General features: G+C 70.4%; 17 protein-coding genes. 10 read left to right on the top strand and 7 right to left on the bottom strand.

Annotated features, from left to right (window positions below):
* The first annotated feature begins 705 nt into the window (after positions 1 to 705).
* Entirely contained in the window at positions 706 to 1,653 is a 948-nt protein-coding gene (locus IH26_RS62255) for a hypothetical protein (RefSeq protein ID WP_211268757.1), read from the top strand.
* Here IH26_RS62255 and IH26_RS0127275 read toward each other — a convergent pair.
* On the bottom strand, positions 1,591 to 2,199 hold the full coding sequence (locus IH26_RS0127275) for a hypothetical protein (protein WP_157437420.1): 609 nt from the start codon (positions 2,197 to 2,199) through the stop codon (positions 1,591 to 1,593). The genes IH26_RS62255 and IH26_RS0127275 overlap by 63 nt on opposite strands.
* Positions 2,200 to 2,278: 79 nt before the next feature.
* Between IH26_RS0127275 and IH26_RS0127270 the strand changes: the two genes are divergently transcribed.
* On the top strand, positions 2,279 to 3,040 hold the full coding sequence (locus tag IH26_RS0127270) for a methyltransferase domain-containing protein (RefSeq protein WP_030439096.1): 762 nt from the start codon (positions 2,279 to 2,281) through the stop codon (positions 3,038 to 3,040).
* Here IH26_RS0127270 and IH26_RS0127265 read toward each other — a convergent pair.
* Complete coding sequence (locus tag IH26_RS0127265) at positions 3,037 to 3,891, bottom strand: class I SAM-dependent methyltransferase (protein ID WP_030439095.1); 855 nt, start codon at positions 3,889 to 3,891, stop codon at positions 3,037 to 3,039. The genes IH26_RS0127270 and IH26_RS0127265 overlap by 4 nt on opposite strands.
* Positions 3,892 to 3,962: 71 nt before the next feature.
* On the opposite strand from IH26_RS0127265, the gene IH26_RS0127260 reads away from it, so the two are divergent.
* The gene (locus IH26_RS0127260) at positions 3,963 to 4,634 is read left to right on the top strand and encodes a hypothetical protein (protein WP_030439094.1); all 672 of its coding nucleotides are present in this window, start codon (positions 3,963 to 3,965) and stop codon (positions 4,632 to 4,634) included.
* Positions 4,635 to 5,047: 413 nt separating this feature from the next.
* Positions 5,048 to 5,854, top strand: coding sequence for a hypothetical protein (locus tag IH26_RS0127255; protein WP_157437419.1), 807 nt, complete (start codon positions 5,048 to 5,050; stop codon positions 5,852 to 5,854).
* Here IH26_RS0127255 and IH26_RS0127250 read toward each other — a convergent pair.
* From IH26_RS0127250 to IH26_RS0127230, 5 genes are all read right to left on the bottom strand, one after another.
* A complete protein-coding gene (locus IH26_RS0127250; protein ID WP_030439092.1) occupies positions 5,793 to 6,632 on the bottom strand; it encodes an SDR family oxidoreductase in 840 nt (279 codons plus the stop codon). The genes IH26_RS0127255 and IH26_RS0127250 overlap by 62 nt on opposite strands.
* A 197-nt stretch (positions 6,633 to 6,829) precedes the next feature.
* On the bottom strand, positions 6,830 to 7,861 hold the full coding sequence (locus IH26_RS0127245; RefSeq protein ID WP_051808541.1) for an amidohydrolase family protein: 1,032 nt from the start codon (positions 7,859 to 7,861) through the stop codon (positions 6,830 to 6,832).
* A complete protein-coding gene (gene kynU / locus IH26_RS0127240; RefSeq protein WP_030439090.1) occupies positions 7,858 to 9,081 on the bottom strand; it encodes a kynureninase in 1,224 nt (407 codons plus the stop codon). Before kynU ends, IH26_RS0127245 begins: the two co-directional genes overlap by 4 nt.
* Positions 9,078 to 9,932 (bottom strand): tryptophan 2,3-dioxygenase, encoded by an 855-nt coding sequence (gene kynA, locus IH26_RS0127235; protein ID WP_030439089.1) that lies wholly within the window; start codon positions 9,930 to 9,932, stop codon positions 9,078 to 9,080. The genes kynU and kynA overlap by 4 nt, the downstream gene beginning before the upstream one ends.
* Before the next feature lie 22 nt (positions 9,933 to 9,954).
* The gene (locus tag IH26_RS0127230) at positions 9,955 to 10,371 is read right to left on the bottom strand and encodes a YchJ family protein (RefSeq protein WP_030439088.1); all 417 of its coding nucleotides are present in this window, start codon (positions 10,369 to 10,371) and stop codon (positions 9,955 to 9,957) included.
* Between the two features lie 99 nt (positions 10,372 to 10,470).
* Between IH26_RS0127230 and IH26_RS0127225 the strand changes: the two genes are divergently transcribed.
* From IH26_RS0127225 to IH26_RS0127200, 6 genes are all read left to right on the top strand, one after another.
* Positions 10,471 to 11,463 (top strand): LacI family DNA-binding transcriptional regulator, encoded by a 993-nt coding sequence (locus tag IH26_RS0127225; RefSeq protein ID WP_030439087.1) that lies wholly within the window; start codon positions 10,471 to 10,473, stop codon positions 11,461 to 11,463.
* A gap of 181 nt (positions 11,464 to 11,644) precedes the next feature.
* The gene (locus IH26_RS0127220; RefSeq protein WP_030439086.1) at positions 11,645 to 13,027 is read left to right on the top strand and encodes an ABC transporter substrate-binding protein; all 1,383 of its coding nucleotides are present in this window, start codon (positions 11,645 to 11,647) and stop codon (positions 13,025 to 13,027) included.
* 65 nt (positions 13,028 to 13,092) lie between these two features.
* Entirely contained in the window at positions 13,093 to 14,031 is a 939-nt protein-coding gene (locus tag IH26_RS0127215) for a carbohydrate ABC transporter permease (protein ID WP_030439085.1), read from the top strand.
* A gap of 1 nt (position 14,032) precedes the next feature.
* The gene (locus tag IH26_RS0127210; RefSeq protein ID WP_030439084.1) at positions 14,033 to 14,905 is read left to right on the top strand and encodes a carbohydrate ABC transporter permease; all 873 of its coding nucleotides are present in this window, start codon (positions 14,033 to 14,035) and stop codon (positions 14,903 to 14,905) included.
* Between the two features lie 17 nt (positions 14,906 to 14,922).
* Positions 14,923 to 16,497, top strand: a complete 1,575-nt coding sequence (locus IH26_RS0127205) for a glycoside hydrolase family 13 protein (RefSeq protein WP_034216028.1) — start codon at positions 14,923 to 14,925, stop codon at positions 16,495 to 16,497.
* A gap of 43 nt (positions 16,498 to 16,540) precedes the next feature.
* Positions 16,541 to 20,092, top strand: coding sequence for a discoidin domain-containing protein (locus tag IH26_RS0127200; RefSeq protein WP_030439082.1), 3,552 nt, complete (start codon positions 16,541 to 16,543; stop codon positions 20,090 to 20,092).
* Positions 20,093 to 20,100: the final 8 nt, after the last annotated feature.

Raw genomic sequence — 20,100 nt, 5'->3', positions numbered from 1 at the left:
CCCCCCGGCGTCGCGCCGCCCCCGCCCCCGCGCTCGCGTCGCCCCCGCGCTCGCGTCGCCCCCGCGCTCGCGTCGCGCCCGCGCTCGCGTCGCGCCCGCGCCCGCGCTCGCGTCGCGCCCGCGCCCGCGCCCGCGTCGCGCCCGCGCCCGCGCCCGCGCTCGCGTCGCGCCCGCGCTCGCGTCGCCCCCGCGCTCGCGTCGCCCCCGCGCTCGCGTCGCCCCCGCGCTCGCGTCGCCCCCGCGCCCGCGTCGCCCCCGCGCCCGCGTCGCCCCAGCGTCGCCCCGGCCCCCGCGCCGCCCGGCCGCGACGCGCCGCGCCGACCCGGGTGTCTCACGCCGAGCGAGATACTAGCTCGGCAAGATACTAGCTCGGCAAGATACTAGCTCGGCAAGATACTAGCTCGGCAAGATACTAGCTCGGCAAGATACTCGTTCGGCGAGACAATCGCTGTGGCTGCGGAAGGGGCCCTGTCCCGAAGGCGTCGGCGGCCGGCCGGGGCGGTTTGGTGGTCTTGGGCCGGGCCCGCCCGGCGGCCGGGGTCGGAGCTGTTGGTGCAGTTCGCGGCCCTGGCTCACCGGGGACTTTTCCGACGCGTACGGTCAAGGCGGCGGAAGGGAAACGCTCAGCTTGGGTGTCGGAATGAGTGCCCGGATTAGGGGGCTTCACCGATGTGAGGGCGGCGGTGCGCAAAATACCGTCGCAACGTGATGCGTCGTCGTCTGCTTCTTGCCACCGTCAGCGGATCTGCCGTCGTTCTTCTGCCGTGGATCTGGTTTCTCGCGATCAGCCTGCCGAAACGGCATGACGTCGATCAATGGCGGCTCGCCTGGGTCGGATTCGACGTCGGTCTGGTCGGGTGCTTCGCGGCGGCGAGTTGGCTGGGGTGGCGGCGGCATCGTGCGGCCGGGCCGGTGCTGGCGGCGACCGCCGCGCTGCTGGTCTGCGATGCCTGGTTCGATGTGCTGCTCGACTGGCGAGCGCCGGACCGGTGGCTCAGCGTCCTGCTGGCCGTGCTGGTGGAGCTGCCGCTCGCCGCCGTCCTGCTGACGCGGGCCCGGGATCTGGTCGTCGCCGGAATGCCGCAGCGGGCGTTGACTCCCGAGCACATCGCGATCCGGCGGGACGCCGTGCAGCAGGCGCTGATGGAGCACCTTTCCCAGGCGGGGTCGTCGAGCGCTCACGCCATCGCGACCGCGTTGGGCCGTACGACGGCCGACGTGACGAAGGCGCTCACCGTTCTGGCCGCTGCGGGCTTTGTGGGGCGGGATTGGCGGGGCCGCTGGGTGACGCGGCCGTTGTCGCTGCGGATGCCGCCGGCCGATGAGTCGTGGGCGCGTTCCTATCTGGACGCCAAGTACGACAACGAGCTGCGGTTGCTGACCAATGCCGCCCGCAATCACGCGCACATGGGCTCGTGGGGCAAGGGCGAACGCGCCGCGGTCCACCTGACCGCCGACGAATTGGCCCGGTTCAACGCCGAATACCTCGACCTGATGACGCGCTACTGCCTGCTGCACCCCGTGCCGACGGAGAGAACCCGGAGCATTCTCGTGCGGTTCTACGCCTTTCCCCGAGAGCTGGCCGAAAGTTCAGTGAGCCGGCGTCAGGTTCTTCATGACTCCGCGGACCACGTCCTGGACCTTTCCGCGTAGCTCCGCCTCGGACGTGGGCCAGGATCCCGGCTTCCCGGCCGGGGCCACTCCGCTGGCGGTCACCGTCAGCACCAGCGTGCCGTGCCGGACGTTGAACTTGTAGAGAAAGTTCTGGTCGGCGCTCCACGCCGCCCCGCTGTTGTCGTGCTGGTATTCGACGTACGCGGCGTCGCCCAGGTCCTTCAGGTCGGTGATCGTCGCCTTGTCGCCGATCTCCGGTTTCTGGGCCTCCTGCTGGTCGCCGGTCTTGAACTGGTCGAACATGGACTTCGCGGTGGCCTCGTCGGTCCGGATGGCGATGAAGACCGACTGCTTGAGGTAGCCGTCGGTGCCGTCGAAGGTCAGGTCGCAGTTGCCGCCCTGCATGCCGTCCTTGAGGTCGCTGGGGGTCTTGGTCGGGGCCGCCCCGGTCACCGATGGGAAGTAGTCGACGGGCACCACCGAGCAGGCGTCCCCGTTCAGGCGGTAGGCGGGCGGTTTGTCCCCGGAGCACCCGGCGGCGAGGGCCACGACGGCGACGACCGGAGCGGCGAGCGCGAATCTCATGATCAAGACTTACATGCGTGGAGATCGACGCGCCAGCCCGCGTTGACTTCAGGTCGGCCTTGAGTCGCAGGATGGGTTCATGGCCCAGACACACAGCGCGTACACCGACACCGAGACGTTGATCCGGCTGCTCGACGTGGCCGAGGGCATGCCCGGCGCGGTCGCCCTGCGCGAGCGAGGCTACGACCTGCTGCGGCCGCCGCCGGGCGCGACCGTGGTCGACGTGGGCTGCGGGGCCGGCCGGGCGGTCGCCGAGCTGGCCGGGCGCGGCTGCCGGGCGATCGGGGTGGACCCCGACCCGGCCATGCTGGCCGCCGCGCGGGAGAGATTCCCGGATCTGGACGTACGCCCGGCCGACGCGACCGACCTGCCGCTGGCCGACGGCGAAGCCCTCGGGTACCGGGCCGACAAGGTCTACCACATGCTGCCCGACCCGGCGGCCGCGCTGGCCGAGGCGCGGCGGGTGCTCGCCCCGGGCGGCCGGATCGTGCTGGTCGGGCAGGACTGGGACACCATGCTCATCGACGCCGACCAGGGCGAGCTGACCCGGCGGATCGTGGCCGCCCGCGCCGACACGATCCCGCGCCCGCGGATCGCCCGCTCCTACCGCACGCTGCTGACCGACGCCGGCTTCGGGGAGGCCACTCTCGAGGTGCACACCGGGATCTTCACCGAGCCGGCCACGGTCTCGCTGCTCGAGAAGCACGCCGCGACCGCCCGCGAGGTCGGCGCGATCACCGACGCCGAGCTGAAGTCGTGGCTCGACGAGCAGCACGAGCGGGCCGCCGCGGGCCGGCTGACCCTGGCCATCCCGATGTTCCTGGCCGCCGCGACCCGCTAGCGCTCGGCGACCGCGACCCGGCTGTTGCGCATCGAGTTGCGCTGGCCCAGGCGTACCCCCAGGTCGTCGGCGATGGAAAGCAGGTCCTGGTCGGAGCGGACGGCGAAGCCGTGCAGGGCCAGCAGGCGGGACATGGCCTGCACCGACCAGGCGGAGCGCCAGGGCTCGGTGGCCCACGGGTTCTGCCGGCCGGCGACCCAGCCGATGACCTTGCGGACGGCGTCGCCGATCAAGGTCGGCAACTGATAGTTGACGATCAGGCGGCTGCCCGACGCCGAGCGGGAGGCGACCGCGGCCACGGTGGCGGCCACCTCCTCACGGGTCAGATAGGGCACCACGCCCTCCCAGATCCAGGTGGTCGGCTGGTCGGCGCGGTGGCCGGCGACCTCCAGCGCATCGGTCAGCACATCCTGGGCGAAGTCGACCGGGACGTAGGTCGGCGGCTTACCGGTCAGGCTCGCGGCCCGGTCGCGTTTGTCCTCTTGGGACGCCGGGTGGTCGACCTCGAAGAAGGTGGCGCCCGGCATCTCGAGGCGCCACGCCCGGCCGTCCAGGCCCGCGCCGAGGATCACCACCTGGGTCGCCGCGCCGGCCCGGGCCGCGTCGTCGATCGCCACCGTGCGGGGCACGATGAGCTCGGCCGCGCCGCGGACCATCTCGTACGGGAAACGCTCGGCCATGCCCTTCGGCGGCGTCCCCTCGCGTACCCGCTGAACCAGGGCCTGCTCCTCGGCCCGCAGCAACGGCATCGCCGTCGGGTCCGCGAAGCGGCCCGGCGCCGTCCGGCCGTGCGCCACCGCCCGGGCCTGGCAGACCGTCACCGCAGTGCGACTCGCGCGACGCTCGGTCATCCGCCCAGTCTGACAGCAGCCGCACAGCGCTCGCACGGCGACGCCCCAGAGCCCCGCCCTAGCGTCGATTCATGGTGATTCTGCTGCTTCTCTTGCTGATCGGGGTCGGGGCCGCGGTGTTCCTGGCCGGCGGGCGTCGCGGCGCCGCGTCCCAGGAACTCGCCGACGCCCGGGCCGAGGCCCACCGCTGGTACGAGCGCCTCGGCGGCCAACTGATAAACCTTCGCGACGACAACGGTGCCGCCCGCCAGGCCCTGACCGACGCGGCCGAGCGCTACCAGGCCGCGGGCGCGCAGCTCGGCCAGGCCCGCACGGTCGTGCAGTACCAACTGGCCCGGGAGACGGCGCTGGAGGGCTTGGCGTATGTGCGGGCGGCCCGCACGGCGCTCGGCATCGACGCGGGCCCGGAACTACCCCCGCTCGCCTCGGCCCGGCTCGGCACGATCGCCGAGGAGCAGGAGATCCACGGCTATCGGGTGGGCCCGCAGGCCGGCGCGCAGACGCCGTACTACTACGCCGGCGGCTACCTGAACGGCCGCCCGATGCCGGCCGGCTACTACGCGACCCCGTGGTGGAAGACGGCGCTGGCAGCCGGCGCCGGCACGGTAGGCGGCATGCTCCTCCTGGACACCCTATTCGGCCACCACGGCGGTCTCGGCGGCGGCTTCGGCCATCACGGCGGCTTCGGCGGCGGTGGTCTCGGTGGCCCCGGCGGCGGTCCCGGCATGTTCGGCGGTTTCTAGCGGTCTCTCCGCGAAGCTCCGTGGCCCAAGCTCTGAGCGTTTCCCTTCCGCAGCTTTGACCGTACGCGTCAGACAGGTCCCCGGTGTGCCAGGGCCGCAAGCTGCACCAACAGCTCCGACCCCGGCCGCCGGGCGGGCCCGGCCCAAGACCACCAAACCCGCCCCGGCCGGTCGCCGACGCCTTCCGGACCGGACCCCTCCCGCAGCCGCAGTGGTTCTCTCGCCTAGCGAGTATCTCGCCTAGCGAGTATCTCGCCTAGCGAGTATCTCGCCCGGCGTGAGACACCCGGGTCGGCGCGACCACGGCAACGCGGGGCGGGCGCAGGGCGAGGCGGGCGCAGGGCGAGGCGGGCGCAGGGCGGGGCGGGCGCAACATCCTTCGAGGTCTTTCTACGCGGCCGTAAGGTGGTCTCGTGTCGGCGTCGAGGGCTGCCCTGGTCGTGCGGCGGATTGCGGCCGCCTTGACGGTGGGTGGGCTGTTCGCGGCGCTGGTGTCGTGGCTGGCCTGGCATTCGGTCACCGCGTTGCCCACCGACGCCGAGATGCGGGCGATCGTCGAAATTGTCCGGTCCGGCGCGGGTGGCGACATTGCCCTCAGGCGGTATGACGTGGTCGCGGTGACCGGGTCGCCGCGGTGGGCAGGGTCCGCCGATGCCGTGTTCGGCACGCCCGACGGCTACGGGCCGGGGTTCGTCGAGGCCGACCTCGGTTTGGAGAACTTCGACCTGGCGCGGGCCGCCCGGCTGCTGGCCGCCGACGGCTGGCGGGTCGGGCAGCCCTCCGACCGCGCGGTGCCGGCGGCCCGCGGGGGCTGGCGGCTGAAGCTCGACAACGGCGGCAACCAGGTCTACGGGACGGACAGCCCGGCGGCCACGCTGCGCGTCGAGCGCACCCCGACCGGCCTCGCCGTGGCGCTGCCCCTACTGGCCTGGCTGCTCGGCGGGGTGGTCGGAGCGTTCAAACCGGACCGGGTCTCGATCGGGGTCGCCGGGCCGCTCCTGCTGATTTTCAACACCGTGGTCGCGGCCGTCGGGGTGATCCGGGGGCCGTTTGCGGTCTTCGGCACCGGGTCGTTCCCGGTGCCGTGGGCGGCGTTCGAGCTGATCCTGATGCGGCCGATCAGCATCGCCGGCCTACTCGTGCTGGCCGTTCACCTGGTCACGCCGGCGCGGATCCGCGACGCAGCAGGTCGGCGAGCCCGGTCGCTGCGTGGCCGGTGAGGCCGGGCACGTCGCCGGTCACGGTGGCCAGTTCGCCGGCGGCGATCGCCGTGTAGGTGCTCACCCAGGCGGCCAGCTGCCAGGCGGGCGCGTCGTAGTGCTTGCGGGACGCGTACGCCTCCTCGATGGTCTCGGGGTGGTAGCGCGCCGCCCGGCCGGTGACCCGCGTGATGATCTCGGCCGCCTCGTCCAGGGTGAGCGCCTCCGGGCCGGTCAGGTCGTAGGAGCGGCCGGCGTGCGGGGCCGGGTCGCGCAGTACCGCGACGGCCGCGTCGGCGATGTCGTCCTGCGCCACCACCGCGGCTCGCCCGTCGCCGGCCGGGCCGCGGATCACGCCGTCCTCGCCCACCATGAACGGCAGGAAGTCGGCGTACAGGTTGTCCCGCAGGAACGTCCACTCCAGCCCGCTGGCGCGAATGTGCTCCTCGGTCGCCCAATGGTCGCGGGCCAGCGTGAAGGTCGCATCCGGCGCGGCGCCGGCGAATGAGGTATAGACCAGCTGTCGTACGCCGGCCGCGGCCGCCGCGTCCACGAAGCCGCGGTGCTGGCCGACCCGCTCCGGCGTCTCGGCGGCCGACACCATCAGCACGGTCTCGGCGCCGCGCAACGCCTCGAGCAGGGCTTCCCGGTCGTCGTAGGAGGCGACCGCGACGGAGGCGCCGGGCACCTGCGGGGCGCGCGCCGGGTCCCGCACCAGCAAGCGCATTTCGCCGCCGAGCCGGCGGGCCACCCGTCCGCCCAGTCGCCCGGTCGCACCGGACACCACGATCAAACCCATGATTCAGTTGTACGCGATCACCCGCGCCCCGGCAGCACGAACCCCCAGGCCCTCGGCGACGAGCGCGGCGACCTCGCGCTCGTCGCCGGGTCGGCGGCGTCCGGTTGCCGGCCCCGGACGTCGCGTCCGGCGGCCCCGTCCGGTCGGGCTCGCCGAGGGCGTCTTGGACGCGCGCCTTGACACGCGATTTCCGCAGCTTAGGTGGGGCTGCCGGGTGGCGAGCCGCACCGTCGGTCCGACGGGGTCGGCCCAACGTCCGGGCGCGGCCGGACCGAGTCGTCCAGGACGCGGGCGGTGGCCAGCGAGCCGGCGAAGCGCTCCGGGTCGAGGTCGAGGCCGCCCGGGATCCAGGTCAGGTCCGGGCCGGTCATCGCGGCCAGGACGTCGGTGGGGGAGAGGCCGGCCGCCTGCAGGGCCCGGATCTCGCGCGGGTTCACGCCCGGGATCAGCGGGCCGTTGCCCAGGTCGGTGCCGTACCGGACGCTTCCGCCGTACTCCAGGAAGAGCCGCAGGTTGGCGACGGCCGTGACCCGCTCCGGGGTTTCCGTGCCCCAGCCGTGGATGTCCAGCGTGCTGATCCAGCGCATCCGTTCGGCGCAGGCGCGGGCCAGGCCCGGGTCGAGCGGCTCGGTCCACGGGGTGTGCGCGAGGAGGTCGGCGCCGGCCTCGTAGGCGGCCCGGACGGTGCCCGGCCCCTCGGCGTGCACGACCACCTCCAGCCCGAGACCGTGGGCGGCATCGGCGATCGCGGCCATCGTCGGCGGGTCGAGTCGCGGGCCCCCGGCGTGCGCCGTGATCTTGATGAGCGTCGCGCCGAGGGCGTGCGTCGAAGCGACCGCCTCCGCGCCCTCGGCCGGGGAGGTGATCTCGCGCCAGCTGCCGGGGGCGGCCCAGGGGCGGTCGCTCGGGTAGCCGCCGGGCGCGGTCAGGAACGGCCCGGCGTACCGGATCTTGGGGAGTTTCCGTTCTTCGGCGGCGGTCGCGAGCGAGGACACCGTCGCCGGGGCGCTGCCGAGATCCCACACTCCGGCGATGCCACCCGCCCGGACCGTCCCGAGATCGACCAGCCCCGAGTGGACGTGTGCGTCGACCAGCCCGGGCAGCAGCGTACCCGGGAGTCGCCTGGGCGACATTTCGGAAATGTCCGGAATGGGGTGCCCGACGAAACCGTAGCCGGGCCAGAAGCGGCCGTCCCACCACAGTGAAGCCGGCAAAAGAGGCGTGGTCACGACGAGAGCAGCGACCGTAGCACCGCCAGCCCCCGATACACCTCCCCGAAACTGGTGCTCAGGGGCGCCGGCCCGATCCGCAGCCCGTCCGGCCGCCGGTAGTCCGGAATGACCCCGTTGTCCCACAGCGGCTCGAGCAGCTTCTCGAAGCCCGGCTTGCGCAGCGTCACGTGCCCACCGCGTTTCTCCGGGTCGCGCGGCCCGGCCACCTCGACCTCGTACGGCGCCAGCAACTCGTCGGCGAGATCCAGCGCGTACCCGGTCAGCAGCAGCGACTTCTCCCGCACCGGCCCGATCCCGGCCGCCTCCAGCATGTCCAGGTTCGCGTGCAGCGGCACCATCGCGAGGATCGCCGGCGTCCCGCTCAGCAGCGCCCGGCTGCCCTCGGCCGGCTCATACCCCGGCCCCATCTCGAACGAGGCCCGATGCCCCATCCACCCCTGAATCGGTTGCCTGAGTGACGGCAAAAGATCTTTCCTGGCGTACGCGAAGGCCGGCGCGCCCGGCCCGCCGTTCAGATACTTGTACGTACACCCGACCGCGAGATCAACGTCCCATTTGTCCAGATAAATCGGGACGGATCCCACTGAGTGGCACAGGTCCCACATGGCCAAGGCGCCGACGGAGTGCGCGATCCTGGTGATCTCCGGGACGTCGGCCAGCCACCCCGACCGGTACGCGACGTGGCTGAACAGCACGAGCGCCGTCTCCTCGCCGACCGCCGCGGCGACCTGTTCCGCGTGGATGCCGGTGACCGGGTCGGTCTCGATCCACACCAGCTCGAGATCCCGTTCGGCGGCGATGCCTTCCAGCACGTACCGGTCGGTGGGGAAGTTGTCGGTGTCGAGCACGATCTGCGTCCGGCCCGGCCGCAGCGCGACCGCCGCCCGCGCCAGCTTGTAGATCAGCACCGTGGTCGAGTCGGCGATCACCGTCTGTCCCGCGGCCGCGCCCAGCGCCACCCGCCCGAGCCGGTCCCCGAGCCGCAGCGGCCACTCCATCCACTCGTCCGTCCAGCCGCGGATGAGCCGCCCGGCCCACTGCTCCCGGATGAAGCGCTCCATCAGCTCCGCCGTCGCCTTCAGCGGCCGCCCTAGCGAGTTCCCGTCCAGGTACGACACCACATCGAAGTCGTCCGGCGCGAGGAACTGCTCCCGGTACCCGGCGAGCGGGTCGGCCGCGTCCAGGGCGGCGGCCCGGGCGATCAGGTCGTCGCTCACCGGGGCGTTCCGATCTGCGTACGGACCGCGTACAGCTCCGGGAAGAAGGTCAGATCGAGGGCCGCCTTGAGGAAGGCGACGCCACTGGAGCCGCCGGTGCCGCGCTGGAAGCCGATCGTCCGCTCCACCGTCTTGAGGTGCCGGAACCGCCAGAGCTGGAAGTTCTCCTCCAGGTCGACCAGCTCCTCGCAGGTCTCGTAGGCGGCCCAGTGCTTCTCCGGGTCGCGGTAGATCTCCACGAACACCCGGACCAGGTCCTCGTTGTACGCGTACGGCAGGGTCACGTCCCGCTGCAGCAGCTCGACCGGCACCTCGTAGCCGTGCCGGGCGAGGTACCGCAGGAACTCGTCGTAGACGCTGGGCGCCTCGAGCGCCTCGGTCAGCATCGCCTGCGCCGCCGGGTCATCGTGAAAGATCGACAGCATCCGGCGGTCCTTGTTGCCGAGGGTGAACTCGACCGCGCGGTACTGGTACGACTGGAAGCCCGAGGAGGTGCCGAGGAAACTGCGGAACTCGGCGTACTCGCTCGGGGTCAGGGTGGCCAGCACCGACCACTGCTCGGTGAGCGTGCGCTGGATGTGTTTGACCCGGGCCAGCCCCTTGAGGGCCGGCCGCAGCTCGTCGGCGGCGATCTGCCGCTGCACTGCGCGCAGCTCGTGCAGCACCAGCTTCAGCCACAGCTCCGAGGTCTGGTGCTGGAGGATGAACAGCAGCTCGTCGTGGTGCTCGGGCACGCTGACCGGGTGCTGCGCGTTGAGGATCTCGTCGAGGTGCAGGTACTTCCCGTACGAGAGATTGACCTTGAAGTCCCGGACGATGCCGTCCTCGATGGGCCTGCTGTTGCTATCCACCCCTGCAGGAAAACACACCTGATCAGATGTTGGCGAGTGAGCCGTCGGTAAGGATCGGACCCCAGTACACCCACTGACCGTCATGCCGGACGAATCGGCTGCGCTCCACCAGGTCGCCGGGCTTGCCGTGGTCGCGGTAGTGCGCCCGGAACTCGACCACGCCCTCGGCGTCGAACAGGCCGCCGCCGGTCGACTCGATGATCTCCAGACCGACCCAGCGCAGGTGCGCGTCGGGCTCGATCGCGGCCGGCCGGGTGTCCGGGTGCCAGGACTTCAGCACGTACGCGTCGTCGTCCAGGGCGAACGCGCTGTACCGCGAGCGCATCAGCGCCTCGGCCGAGGCCGGCGGGTGGCCCTCGTGCGCGGGGGCGCAACATTCGGCGTACGGCAGGCCGCGCCCGCAGGGGCAGGCCGTCTCGGTCTTGGTTCGTCGAGCCATACGCCGATTCTCGCACCGCCGCCGCGTGGCGTCATCGCTTTCGTCTGCCACTGCAAGACCAGGTTCGTTTTTTGCAATGAGCTGACGTAGGATTCCGCCGTGACCAAACGTCTGGCCGAGGTGGCCAAGAAGGCGGGCGTCAGCGAGGCCACGGTCAGCCGGGTCCTCAACGGGCGCAGCGGCGTCTCCGAGGCCACCCGCGCCTCCGTCCTGACCGCGCTCGACGTCCTCGGGTATGAGCGGCCCACCAAGCTGCGCGGCGAGCGCGGCCGGCTGGTCGGCCTCGTCCTCCCCGAGCTGCAGAACCCGATCTTCCCGGCGCTCGCCGAGGTGGTGACCGCCTCGCTCGCCCAGCGCGGGTTCACCCCGCTGCTGGCCGCCCGCACGATCGGCGGCGTGCCCGAGCGCGATTACATCGAGATGCTGCTCGACCACCAGGTCTCCGGCGTGGTCTTCGCCGGCGGGTCGTATGCGCTGGCCGACGCCGAGCACGGGCACTACCGGGCGCTGACCGACCGCCGGATGCCGGTCGTCATGGTCAACGCGGGCGTCGACGACCTGGGCTTCCCGCACATCTCGACCGATGACGCGGTCGCCGTCGAGCAGGCGTACGGGCATCTGAAGTCCCTCGGCCACCAGCGCGTCGGCATGGTGATGGGCCCGGAGGACCACGTGCCGTCCCGCCGCAAGCTGGCCGCGCTGGAGAAGATCGCGGCCGGCGACTGGTTCGTCGAGCGGACGACCTTCTCGATGGAGAGCGCCCGGCTGGCCGCGGCCCGCCTGATCGAGCGCGGCGTGACCGGCATGATCTGCGCCTCCGACGTGCTCGCGCTCGGCTCGATCCGGGCCGCCCGCCGGCTCGGCCTGGCGGTGCCGCGCGACGTCTCGGTCGTCGGCTACGACGACTCCGCGCTGATGACCTGCACCGATCCGCCACTGACGACGGTACGCCAGCCGATCGAGATGATGGGCCAGGCGGCGGTCGACCTGCTGGTCAACCAGATCGAGGGCAGCGGCGTCGGCGCCGACGAGCTGCTGTTCGAGCCCGAGTTGGTGGTCCGCGGGTCGACCGCACCGGCACCCCTGGGCTGACCAGGCAATATTCCTTACCGAAGGGCGGGCCGATGGCCCGCCCTTCGTCGTCTCCGTGTTGCGAGGTAGCCGTCGAGTTTTTTCTTCATGCAGTCGCCTTATTGCGGGACATCATTCGGCTTTGTATCGTCACCTCCACGAAACATGACGACGCAAACTCGTTCCCGAAGGGATCAGATAGATGTCCGTATCGCAGTACCGACGGGTTGCGGCGCTCACCGTCGCGGCCGGGCTGGGCCTCAGCATCGCGGCGTGCTCCACGAAGGGCAGTGACGACTCGGGCAAGGACGCCGGCGGGAAGACGGTCATCACCGTCGACTGCCAGCCGGACGGCTCCCAGAAGGACCTGCTGGCGAACTGGAACGCCGACGTGGCGGCGTTCGAGAAGCAGCACCCCACGGTCACCATCAAGAGCGTCAGCGTCGGCCAGCAGTGCAACAACCCGCCGGACTTCACCGCCCGGCTCACCGGCGGCACGATGACCGACGTCTTCTACGGCTACATGACCGACCTGCAGCAGGTGCTGGATTCCGGCCAGGCGATGGACATCACCCAGTACGCGACGAAGGACACCATCCCGACCTGGGACAGCGTCGACCCGGCGCTCAAGGCGGTCTTCACCGACAACGGCAAGATCTACGCCATCCCGACGAAGAACTACTCGATGGGCCTGCTCTACAACAAGACGCTCTTCACCAAGGCCGGGCTCGACGTCAACAATCCGCCGAAGACCTGGGCCGACGTAAGGGCGGCGGCCAAGAAGATCGCCGCGCTCGGCGGCGGCGTGGCCGGCTACTCCGACTACAGCGCCGGCAACACCGGCGGCTGGCACTTCACCGCCGAGCTCTACTCACAGGGCGGGACGATCCTGAGCGCGGACAACAAGTCGGCCGCCTTCGACAACGCCCAGGGCAAGCAGGTCCTGCAGAACCTCAAGGACATGCGGTACGGCGACAACAGCATGGGCTCGCGGCAGCTGCTGCAGTGGGCCGACCTGCTGACCAACGCCGCGGCCGGCAAGGTCGGCATGTTCATCGGCGCGCCGGACGCCACCACCGCGATCGTCCAGCAGTTCCAGGGCAAGTACCAGGACTGGGCGATGGCCCCGATGCCCGGCCAGGACGGCGCGGCCAAGGGCACGCTCGGCGGCGGCGAGGGCTACTTCTTCCGCAAGGACCTCACCCCCGACCAGGTCAAGGCCGGTCTCGAGTGGATCGCCTTCGAGAAGCTGACCCCCGGCAAGGGCCAGTTCGACTACGCCCGGGCCAAGCCGCAGAACCAGCCGGTCGGCCTGCCCCAGCCGCTGCTGTTCACCGCCGGCAGCGCCGCCCAGAAGCAGGAGCTCGAGCTGCGCAAGGCCAACCAGAACGTGCCGAGCGAGAACTTCGGCCTGTTCGAGGCCACCCCGGTCCCGATCAAAGGGGAGCCGGCCAACGCCCAGGCGATCTACGCGGTGCTCGACAACGCGATGTCCGGGGTGCTGACCAACCCCGGCGCCAACATCGACCAGCTGCTCAAGACCGCCGAGACCAAGACCAACCAGCTCCTGGCCGCCGACAAGTGACCGACGTGTGCGGGGGCCGGCAACGCCCCCGCACTCCTTAGTGTCAGGAGTTCTCGTTGGCGACGATGACCAGCGCCCCGGAGGCGAGCCCGACCCCACGGGCCGACGTGCGACCCCCGGCCCGCACGCGACGCGGGCGCAAGCTGCGGGACAACCTCACCGGGTACGCGTTCCTGCTCGGGGCGATCTTCTGCTTCGCCCTGTTCCAGTGGTTCCCGATGATCCGCGGCATCGTGATGAGCTTCCAGCACACCCGGCGCGGCGTGACGACCTGGGTGGGCTTCGACAACTTCGTCCGCATCGTGCGGGACCCGAGCTTCGGGACCGCCTGGAAGAACACCTTTTACTTCACGGTTCTCGCGCTGATCCTCGGCTACGCCGTCCCGTTCGTGGTGGCGATCCTGCTCAACGAGTTCCGGCACTTCAAGGGCTACCTGCGGATCCTGGTCTACCTGCCGGTGATGCTGCCGCCCGCCTCGGCGCTGTTCCTGTTCAAGTACTACGCGTACGACCCGAGCGACGCCGGCCTGTTCAACGCGGTGCTGAAGTTCCTCCACCTGCCGACCTCGGAGTGGATGCAGTCGCCGACCATGACCATGCCGGCCATGGTGATCGCCTCGACCTGGATGAACATGGGCGCCGCGGTGCTGATCTACCTGGCCGCCCTGCAGAACATCCCGGGCGAGCTGTACGAGGCGGCCGAGCTGGACGGTGCCGGCCTGCTGCGGCGGATCTGGAACGTGACGATCCCGCAGACCCGCCTGATCCTCGCGCTGCTGGCGATGCTGCAGATCGTCGCCACCATGCAGGTCTTCATCGAGCCGCTGATCCTGGCCAATGGCGCCGGCACGCAGGACTCGGCGACCTCGGTCGCGTACCTGATCTACCAGCACGGCTTCTTCCAGAACGACCTGAACGGCGCCGCCGCGCTCGGCGTGATCATGCTCCTGGTTCTCGCCGCCTTCTCCGCCGTCTACGTGCGGCTGACCACGAGGCAGGACTGAGATGACCCGTACGCTCATTTCGCAGGCGCAGATCCGGCGCGGCCGCGGCAGGTACGTCTACTGGACGCTGCTCCTTCTCACCGTCCTGGCCTTCACGCTGGTCTTCATCGGGCCGCTCTACTGGATGGTCACCGGCGCGCTGAAGTCGGGCCAGGAGATCGCGCAGACCCCGCCCTCGCTCTTCCCGAAGCACCCCGAGACGCGCAACTACGCCGACGCGTGGAGCAACCTGAACCTCGCGAAGCTGATGTTCAACACCTTCTACTACGCGGCCGGCGCGGTCTTCTTCCAGCTGGTCTTCGACACCGCCGCGGCGTACGCGCTCTCCAAGCTCCGCCCGGTCCTGGGCCACGTGGTCCTCGCGCTGATGCTGGCCACCCTGATGATCCCGGCGATGGTCGTCATCGTCCCGCAGTACGTGACCGCGATCGACCTGCCGTTCGTCCACCTGAGCCTGCTCGACTCGCCGTGGGCGATCTGGCTGCCGCTGGTCGCGAACGCGTTCAACATCTTCCTGCTCAAGCGGTTCTTCGACTCGATCCCGGAGGATCTGATCGCGGCCGCGATGGTGGACGGCGCGTCGCCGCTGCGCACGCTGTGGTCGATCATCCTGCCGATGTCCCGGCCGATCCTGGGCGTGGTCTCGATCTTCGCGGTCACGTACGTCTGGAAAGACTTCCTCTGGCCGAAGCTCGTCATGCCCTCGCCGGAGACCCGGACGCTGAGCGTCGGCATCTACGCCTTCTCCGGCGGCACCCCGATGAACGTGGTGGTCGCGGCGTCGGTCATCGCGGCGATCCCGACCGTCGTGATCTTCCTGATCTTCCAGCGCAACATCATGTCCGGTCTCACCGCGGGCAGCGTCAAGGGCTAACGAGAAAGCAGGTGTACGTGTCCACAGCAGACGACGGTCCGTGGTGGCGGAGCGCGGTGATCTACCAGGTGTACCCGAGGAGTTTCGCCGACTCGGACGGCGACGGCATCGGGGACGTCGACGGCATCCGCGCCCGCCTCGGCCACCTGCGCGACCTCGGCGTCGACGCGATCTGGATGAGCCCGTGGTATCCGTCGCCGATGGCCGACGCCGGCTACGACGTGGCCGACTTCCGCGACATCGACCCGGTCTTCGGGACGCTGGCCGGGGCCGAGGCGCTGATCGAGGAGGCGCACGCGGCCGGCATCCGGATGATCGTCGACATCGTGCCGAACCACCTTTCCAGCGAGCACCCGTGGTTCCGGGCGGCGCTGGCCTCGCCCTCGGCGAAGGAGCGGGAGTACTTCTGGTTCCGGCCGGGCCGGGGCGACGAGATGCCGACGAACTGGAGGGGGGAGTTCGGCGGCACCACCTGGACCCGTACACCCGATGGTCTTTGGTATCTGCATTTGTTCACGCCCGAGCAGCCCGACCTCAACTGGGACCACCCCGACGTGCGCGCCGAATTCGAGAGCATCCTGCGGTTCTGGTTCGACCGGGGGGTCGACGGCATTCGCATCGACTCGGCCGCGCTGCTCTTCAAGGACAAAGACCTGCCGGAGGTACGGGCGGGAGCCCGGCATCCCTTTCACGACCGGGACGAGGTCCACGAGGTGTACCGGTCCTGGCGCCGGGTGGCCGACTCGTACGCCGGCGATCGGGCGCTGATCGGCGAGGTGTGGATGCCGGAGGTCGAGCGGTTCGCCAACTACCTGCGGCCCGACGAACTGCACGCCGCGTTCAACTTCGACTTCCTCGGCTGCGCCTGGGACCCGGGCCTGATGCGGGAATGTGTGGACCGCACGCTCGACGCGCACGCCGCGGTCGGCGCGCCGGCCACCTGGGTGCTCTCCAACCACGACGTCACCCGGCACGTGACCCGGTACGGCCGGGCGGACACCACCTTCAGCTTCGACAACAACCTCGACGGCACCCCGGTCGACCTCGAACTCGGCACCCGCCGCGCCCGGGCCGCCGCGCTGCTCTCGCTGTCGCTGCCCGGCGCCGCCTACATCTACCAGGGCGAGGAGCTCGGCCTCGGGGAGAACGAGAGCATCCCGCCCGCGTCCTTCCAGGATCCGATGTGGGCGCGGCGCGGGCACAGCCGGGACGGCTGCCGGGTGCCGCTGCCGTGGAGCGGCGACGAGCCGCCGTTCGGCTTCACCACGGCCGAGCCGTGGCTGCCCCAGCCGTCCGAGTGGAAGGGGCTGACCGTCGAGGCGCAGACCGGCGACCCCAAATCGATGCTGGCGCTGTACCGCGAGGCGATCGCGCTGCGCCGCGCCGAGCCGGGCCTGCACCGGCCGGCGATGACCTGGCTGGACCTGCACCCGCGGGTGCTCGCCTATACCCGCGGCGAGGAGTTCGCCTGCGTCGTCAACATGTCCGGCGACTCGATCCCGCTGCCGGACCACGAGATCTCCCTGCTCGCCAGTGGCCCTCTCGACGGTGACCGCCTCCCCCCGGACACCGCCGTCTGGTTGCGCCTTTAGCTCCATCCCCGGGGGCTTTTCACTCCAGAAAGGTGCTGCTCCCATGTCCCCAACGAGAAGACTCGTGGCCGCCGTGGCGGCCCTGGGGATCGCGGCCGCGATCCTCTCCGCACCGGCCGTTGCCTCCGCCGCCGGGCCGAACCTGGCCGCCGGCAAGACCTTCAGCGCCAGCAGCTACACCGACGTCTACCCGGCCGGCAACGCCGGCGACGGCAACGCGAGCACGTACTGGGAGAGCCAGAACAACGCGTTCCCCCAGTGGCTGCAGGTCGACCTGGGCTCGGCCGTCGCGGTCAACCAGCTCGTGCTCAAGCTGCCGCCGGCCACCGCATGGGCGACCCGCACCGAGACGCTGACCGTCGCCGGCTCCGCCGACGGCTCGTCCTTCAGCACCCTGCTCGGTTCGGCCGCGTACACGTTCAACCCGGCCTCGGGCAACACGGTCACCGTCGACCTCAGCACGGCGACGACCCGGTTCCTGCGGCTGACGTTCACGGCCAACACCGGCTGGCCCGCCGGGCAACTGTCCGAACTGGAGGTCTACGGGCCGGCCACCGGGGACACCCAGCCGCCCAGCGCGCCCGGCAACCTCGCCTACACCCAGCCGGCCGGTGGCCAGATCCGGCTGACCTGGTCGGCCTCGACCGACAACGTCGGGGTCACCGGCTACGACGTGTACGCCAACGGCGTCCTGCGCACCAGCGTCGGCGCGGGCGTGCTCACGTACACCGACAGCCAGCCCGACTCGGCGACCGTCGCCTACTACGTCAGGGCGAAGGACGCGGCCGGCAACGTGTCCGCGGCCAGCAACACGGTCACCCGGAGCGGCACCCCGGTGACCGGCAGCAACCTGGCGCTGAACAAGCCGATCGAGTCGTCCTCCACCGTCTACACGTTCGTGGCCACCAACGCCAACGACGACAACGTGGCCACCTACTGGGAGGGCAGCGCGTACCCGGCCAACCTCACGGTGAAGCTGGGCGCCAACGCCACCCTCCAGCAGGTGGTGATCAAGCTGAACCCGGACAGCGTCTGGTCGGCCCGGCAGCAGACGTTCTCGGTCCTCGGCCGGGAGCAGAGCTCGTCGGCGTTCACCACGCTGGTCGGCTCGGCCACGTACACCTTCGACCCGGCCACCGGCAACACGGTGACCATCCCGGTCAGCGGAACCGCCGCGGACCTGCGGCTCTCCTTCACCGCGAACACCGGCGCGCCCAGCGGGCAGGTGGCCGAGCTCCAGGTGATCGGCGTCGCCGCGCCGAACCCGGACCTGACCATCACCGGGATGTCGTCCTCGCCGGCCGCGCCGGTCGAGACGGACGCGGTGACGCTGTCGGCCACGGTTCGCAACGCCGGGACCGCCGCGTCGGCGGCTTCCGACGTCAACTTCTACCTGGGTACGACCAAGGTGGGCACGGCCTCGGTCGGCGCGCTCGCGGCGGGGGCGTCGGCGACCGTCTCGGCCAATATCGGGGCGCGGGACGCCGGCACCTACCCGCTCTCGGCGAAGGTCGACGAGTCCAACACGGTGATCGAGCTGAACGAGGCGAACAATTCGTACAATTCACCCTCTTCCCTGGTTGTCACGCCGGTTTCGTCCTCGGACCTGGTCGCGTCGGCAGTCTCCTGGTCGCCGGGGAACCCGGCGGCCGGCAACCCGGTCACGTTCTCGGTGACGATCAAGAACCAGGGCTCGGCGGCATCGGCCTCCGGGGCGCACGGCGTGACCTTGAGTATTTTGTCGGGATCTACGGTGATAAAGACCCTGACCGGTTCCTATGCCGGCACACTTGCGGCGGGCGCCTCCTCGCCGGCGCTGTCGCTCGGGACCTGGACGGCCGTAAACGGGAAATATACGGTTCGGACCGTTATTGCGGTCGACGCCAACGAGTTGGCCGTCAAGCAGGCCAACAACACGTCGGACAAACCGTTCTTCGTCGGTCGGGGGGCCAACATGCCCTACGACATGTACGAGGCCGAGGACGGGGTTTTGAGCGGCGGCGCGGCGATCGTCGGGCCGAACCGCACGATCGGCGACCTGGCCGGCGAGGCGTCCGGGCGCAAGGCGGTCACGCTCAACCAGACCGGCGCCGCCGTGCAGTGGACGACCCGCGCCGCGACCAACACGATCGTCGCCCGGTTCTCCATCCCGGACGGCACGACCAGTTCGATCAATGTGTACGTGAACGGCAGCCTGACCAAGACGCTCCCGCTCACCTCGAAATACGCGTGGCTCTACGGCGACGAGAAGGCGCCGCAGAACTCGGGCAGCAACCCGCGGCACATCTACGACGAGGCGAACATCCTGCTGACCGGCTCGTTCCCGGCCGGCAGCACGCTGCGCCTCCAGAAGGATTCCGGCAATTCAGGCACCATCGCCATCGACTTCATCAACCTCGAGCAGGTGTCGGCTCTGGGTAATCCCGACCCGTCCAAGTACGTGGTGCCGACCGGCTTCGACCAGCAGTCGGTGCAGAACGCGCTGGACACCGCCCGGCAGGACACCACCAAGCTCGGCGTCTACCTGCCGACCGGCGACTACCAGGTCACCAGCAAACTCCAGGTGTACGGCCGGCCCATCGTGGTCACCGGCGCGGGCCCCTGGTACACCCGCTTCCGCACCCCGGACACCCAGACCGAGACCGACGCCGGCTTCCGGGCCGACGCGACCGCCAACGGCTCGACGTTCGCGAACTTCGCGTACTTCGGCAACTACACGATCCGCATCGACGGACCGGGCAAGGTCTTCGACTTCGCCAACGTCTCCGGCATCACCATCGACAACATCTGGGCCGAGCACGTCGTCTGCCTGTACTGGGGCGCGAACACCGACAACATGGTGATCAAGAACTCGCGGATCCGGGACACCTTCGCCGACGGCATCAACATGACCAACGGCAGCACCGGCAACCTGGTCGACAACAACGAGGCCCGGGCCACCGGCGACGACAGCTTCGCGCTGTTCTCGGCGATCGACGCGGGCGGCTCCGACGAGATCAACAACACGTACCAGAACCTCACGTCGATCCTGACGTGGCGGGCGGCCGGTGTCGCGGTCTACGGCGGGTACGCCAACACGTTCAAGAACCTCTACATCGCGGACACCCTGGTCTACTCCGGCATCACGATCAGCTCGCTGGACTTCGGCTACCCGATGAACGGCTTCGGCGCCTCGCCGCCGACCGTCTTCGACAACGTCTCGATCGTCCGGGCGGGCGGCCACTTCTGGGGCGCTCAGACCTTCCCGGCGATCTGGTGCTTCAGCGCGTCGAAGGTGTTCCAGGGCATCCGGGTCAGCAATGTGGACATCACCGACCCGACCTACTCCGGAATCATGTTCCAGACCAACTACGTGGGCGGCCAGCCGCAGAACCCGATCACGGACACCACGTTCACCAACGTCACGATCAGCGGCGCCGTTCGCTCCGGTGACGCATACGACGCCAAGTCCGGCTTCGGCATCTGGGCGAACCCGCTGCCCGAGGACGGTCAGGGGCCGGCGGTCGGCTCGGCGACCTTCACCAACCTGCAGTTCAGCAACAACTACCGGGACATCGAGAACCAGACCACCACGTTCACCATCGTCCGCTCCTAACGCTTCCC

The organism is Actinoplanes subtropicus (genome assembly GCF_000721705.1).
Classification (GTDB): domain Bacteria; phylum Actinomycetota; class Actinomycetes; order Mycobacteriales; family Micromonosporaceae; genus Actinoplanes; species Actinoplanes subtropicus.
The sequence above is the reverse complement of the archived record's forward strand: the minus strand, read 5'-3'. Positions and strand labels throughout refer to the sequence as shown.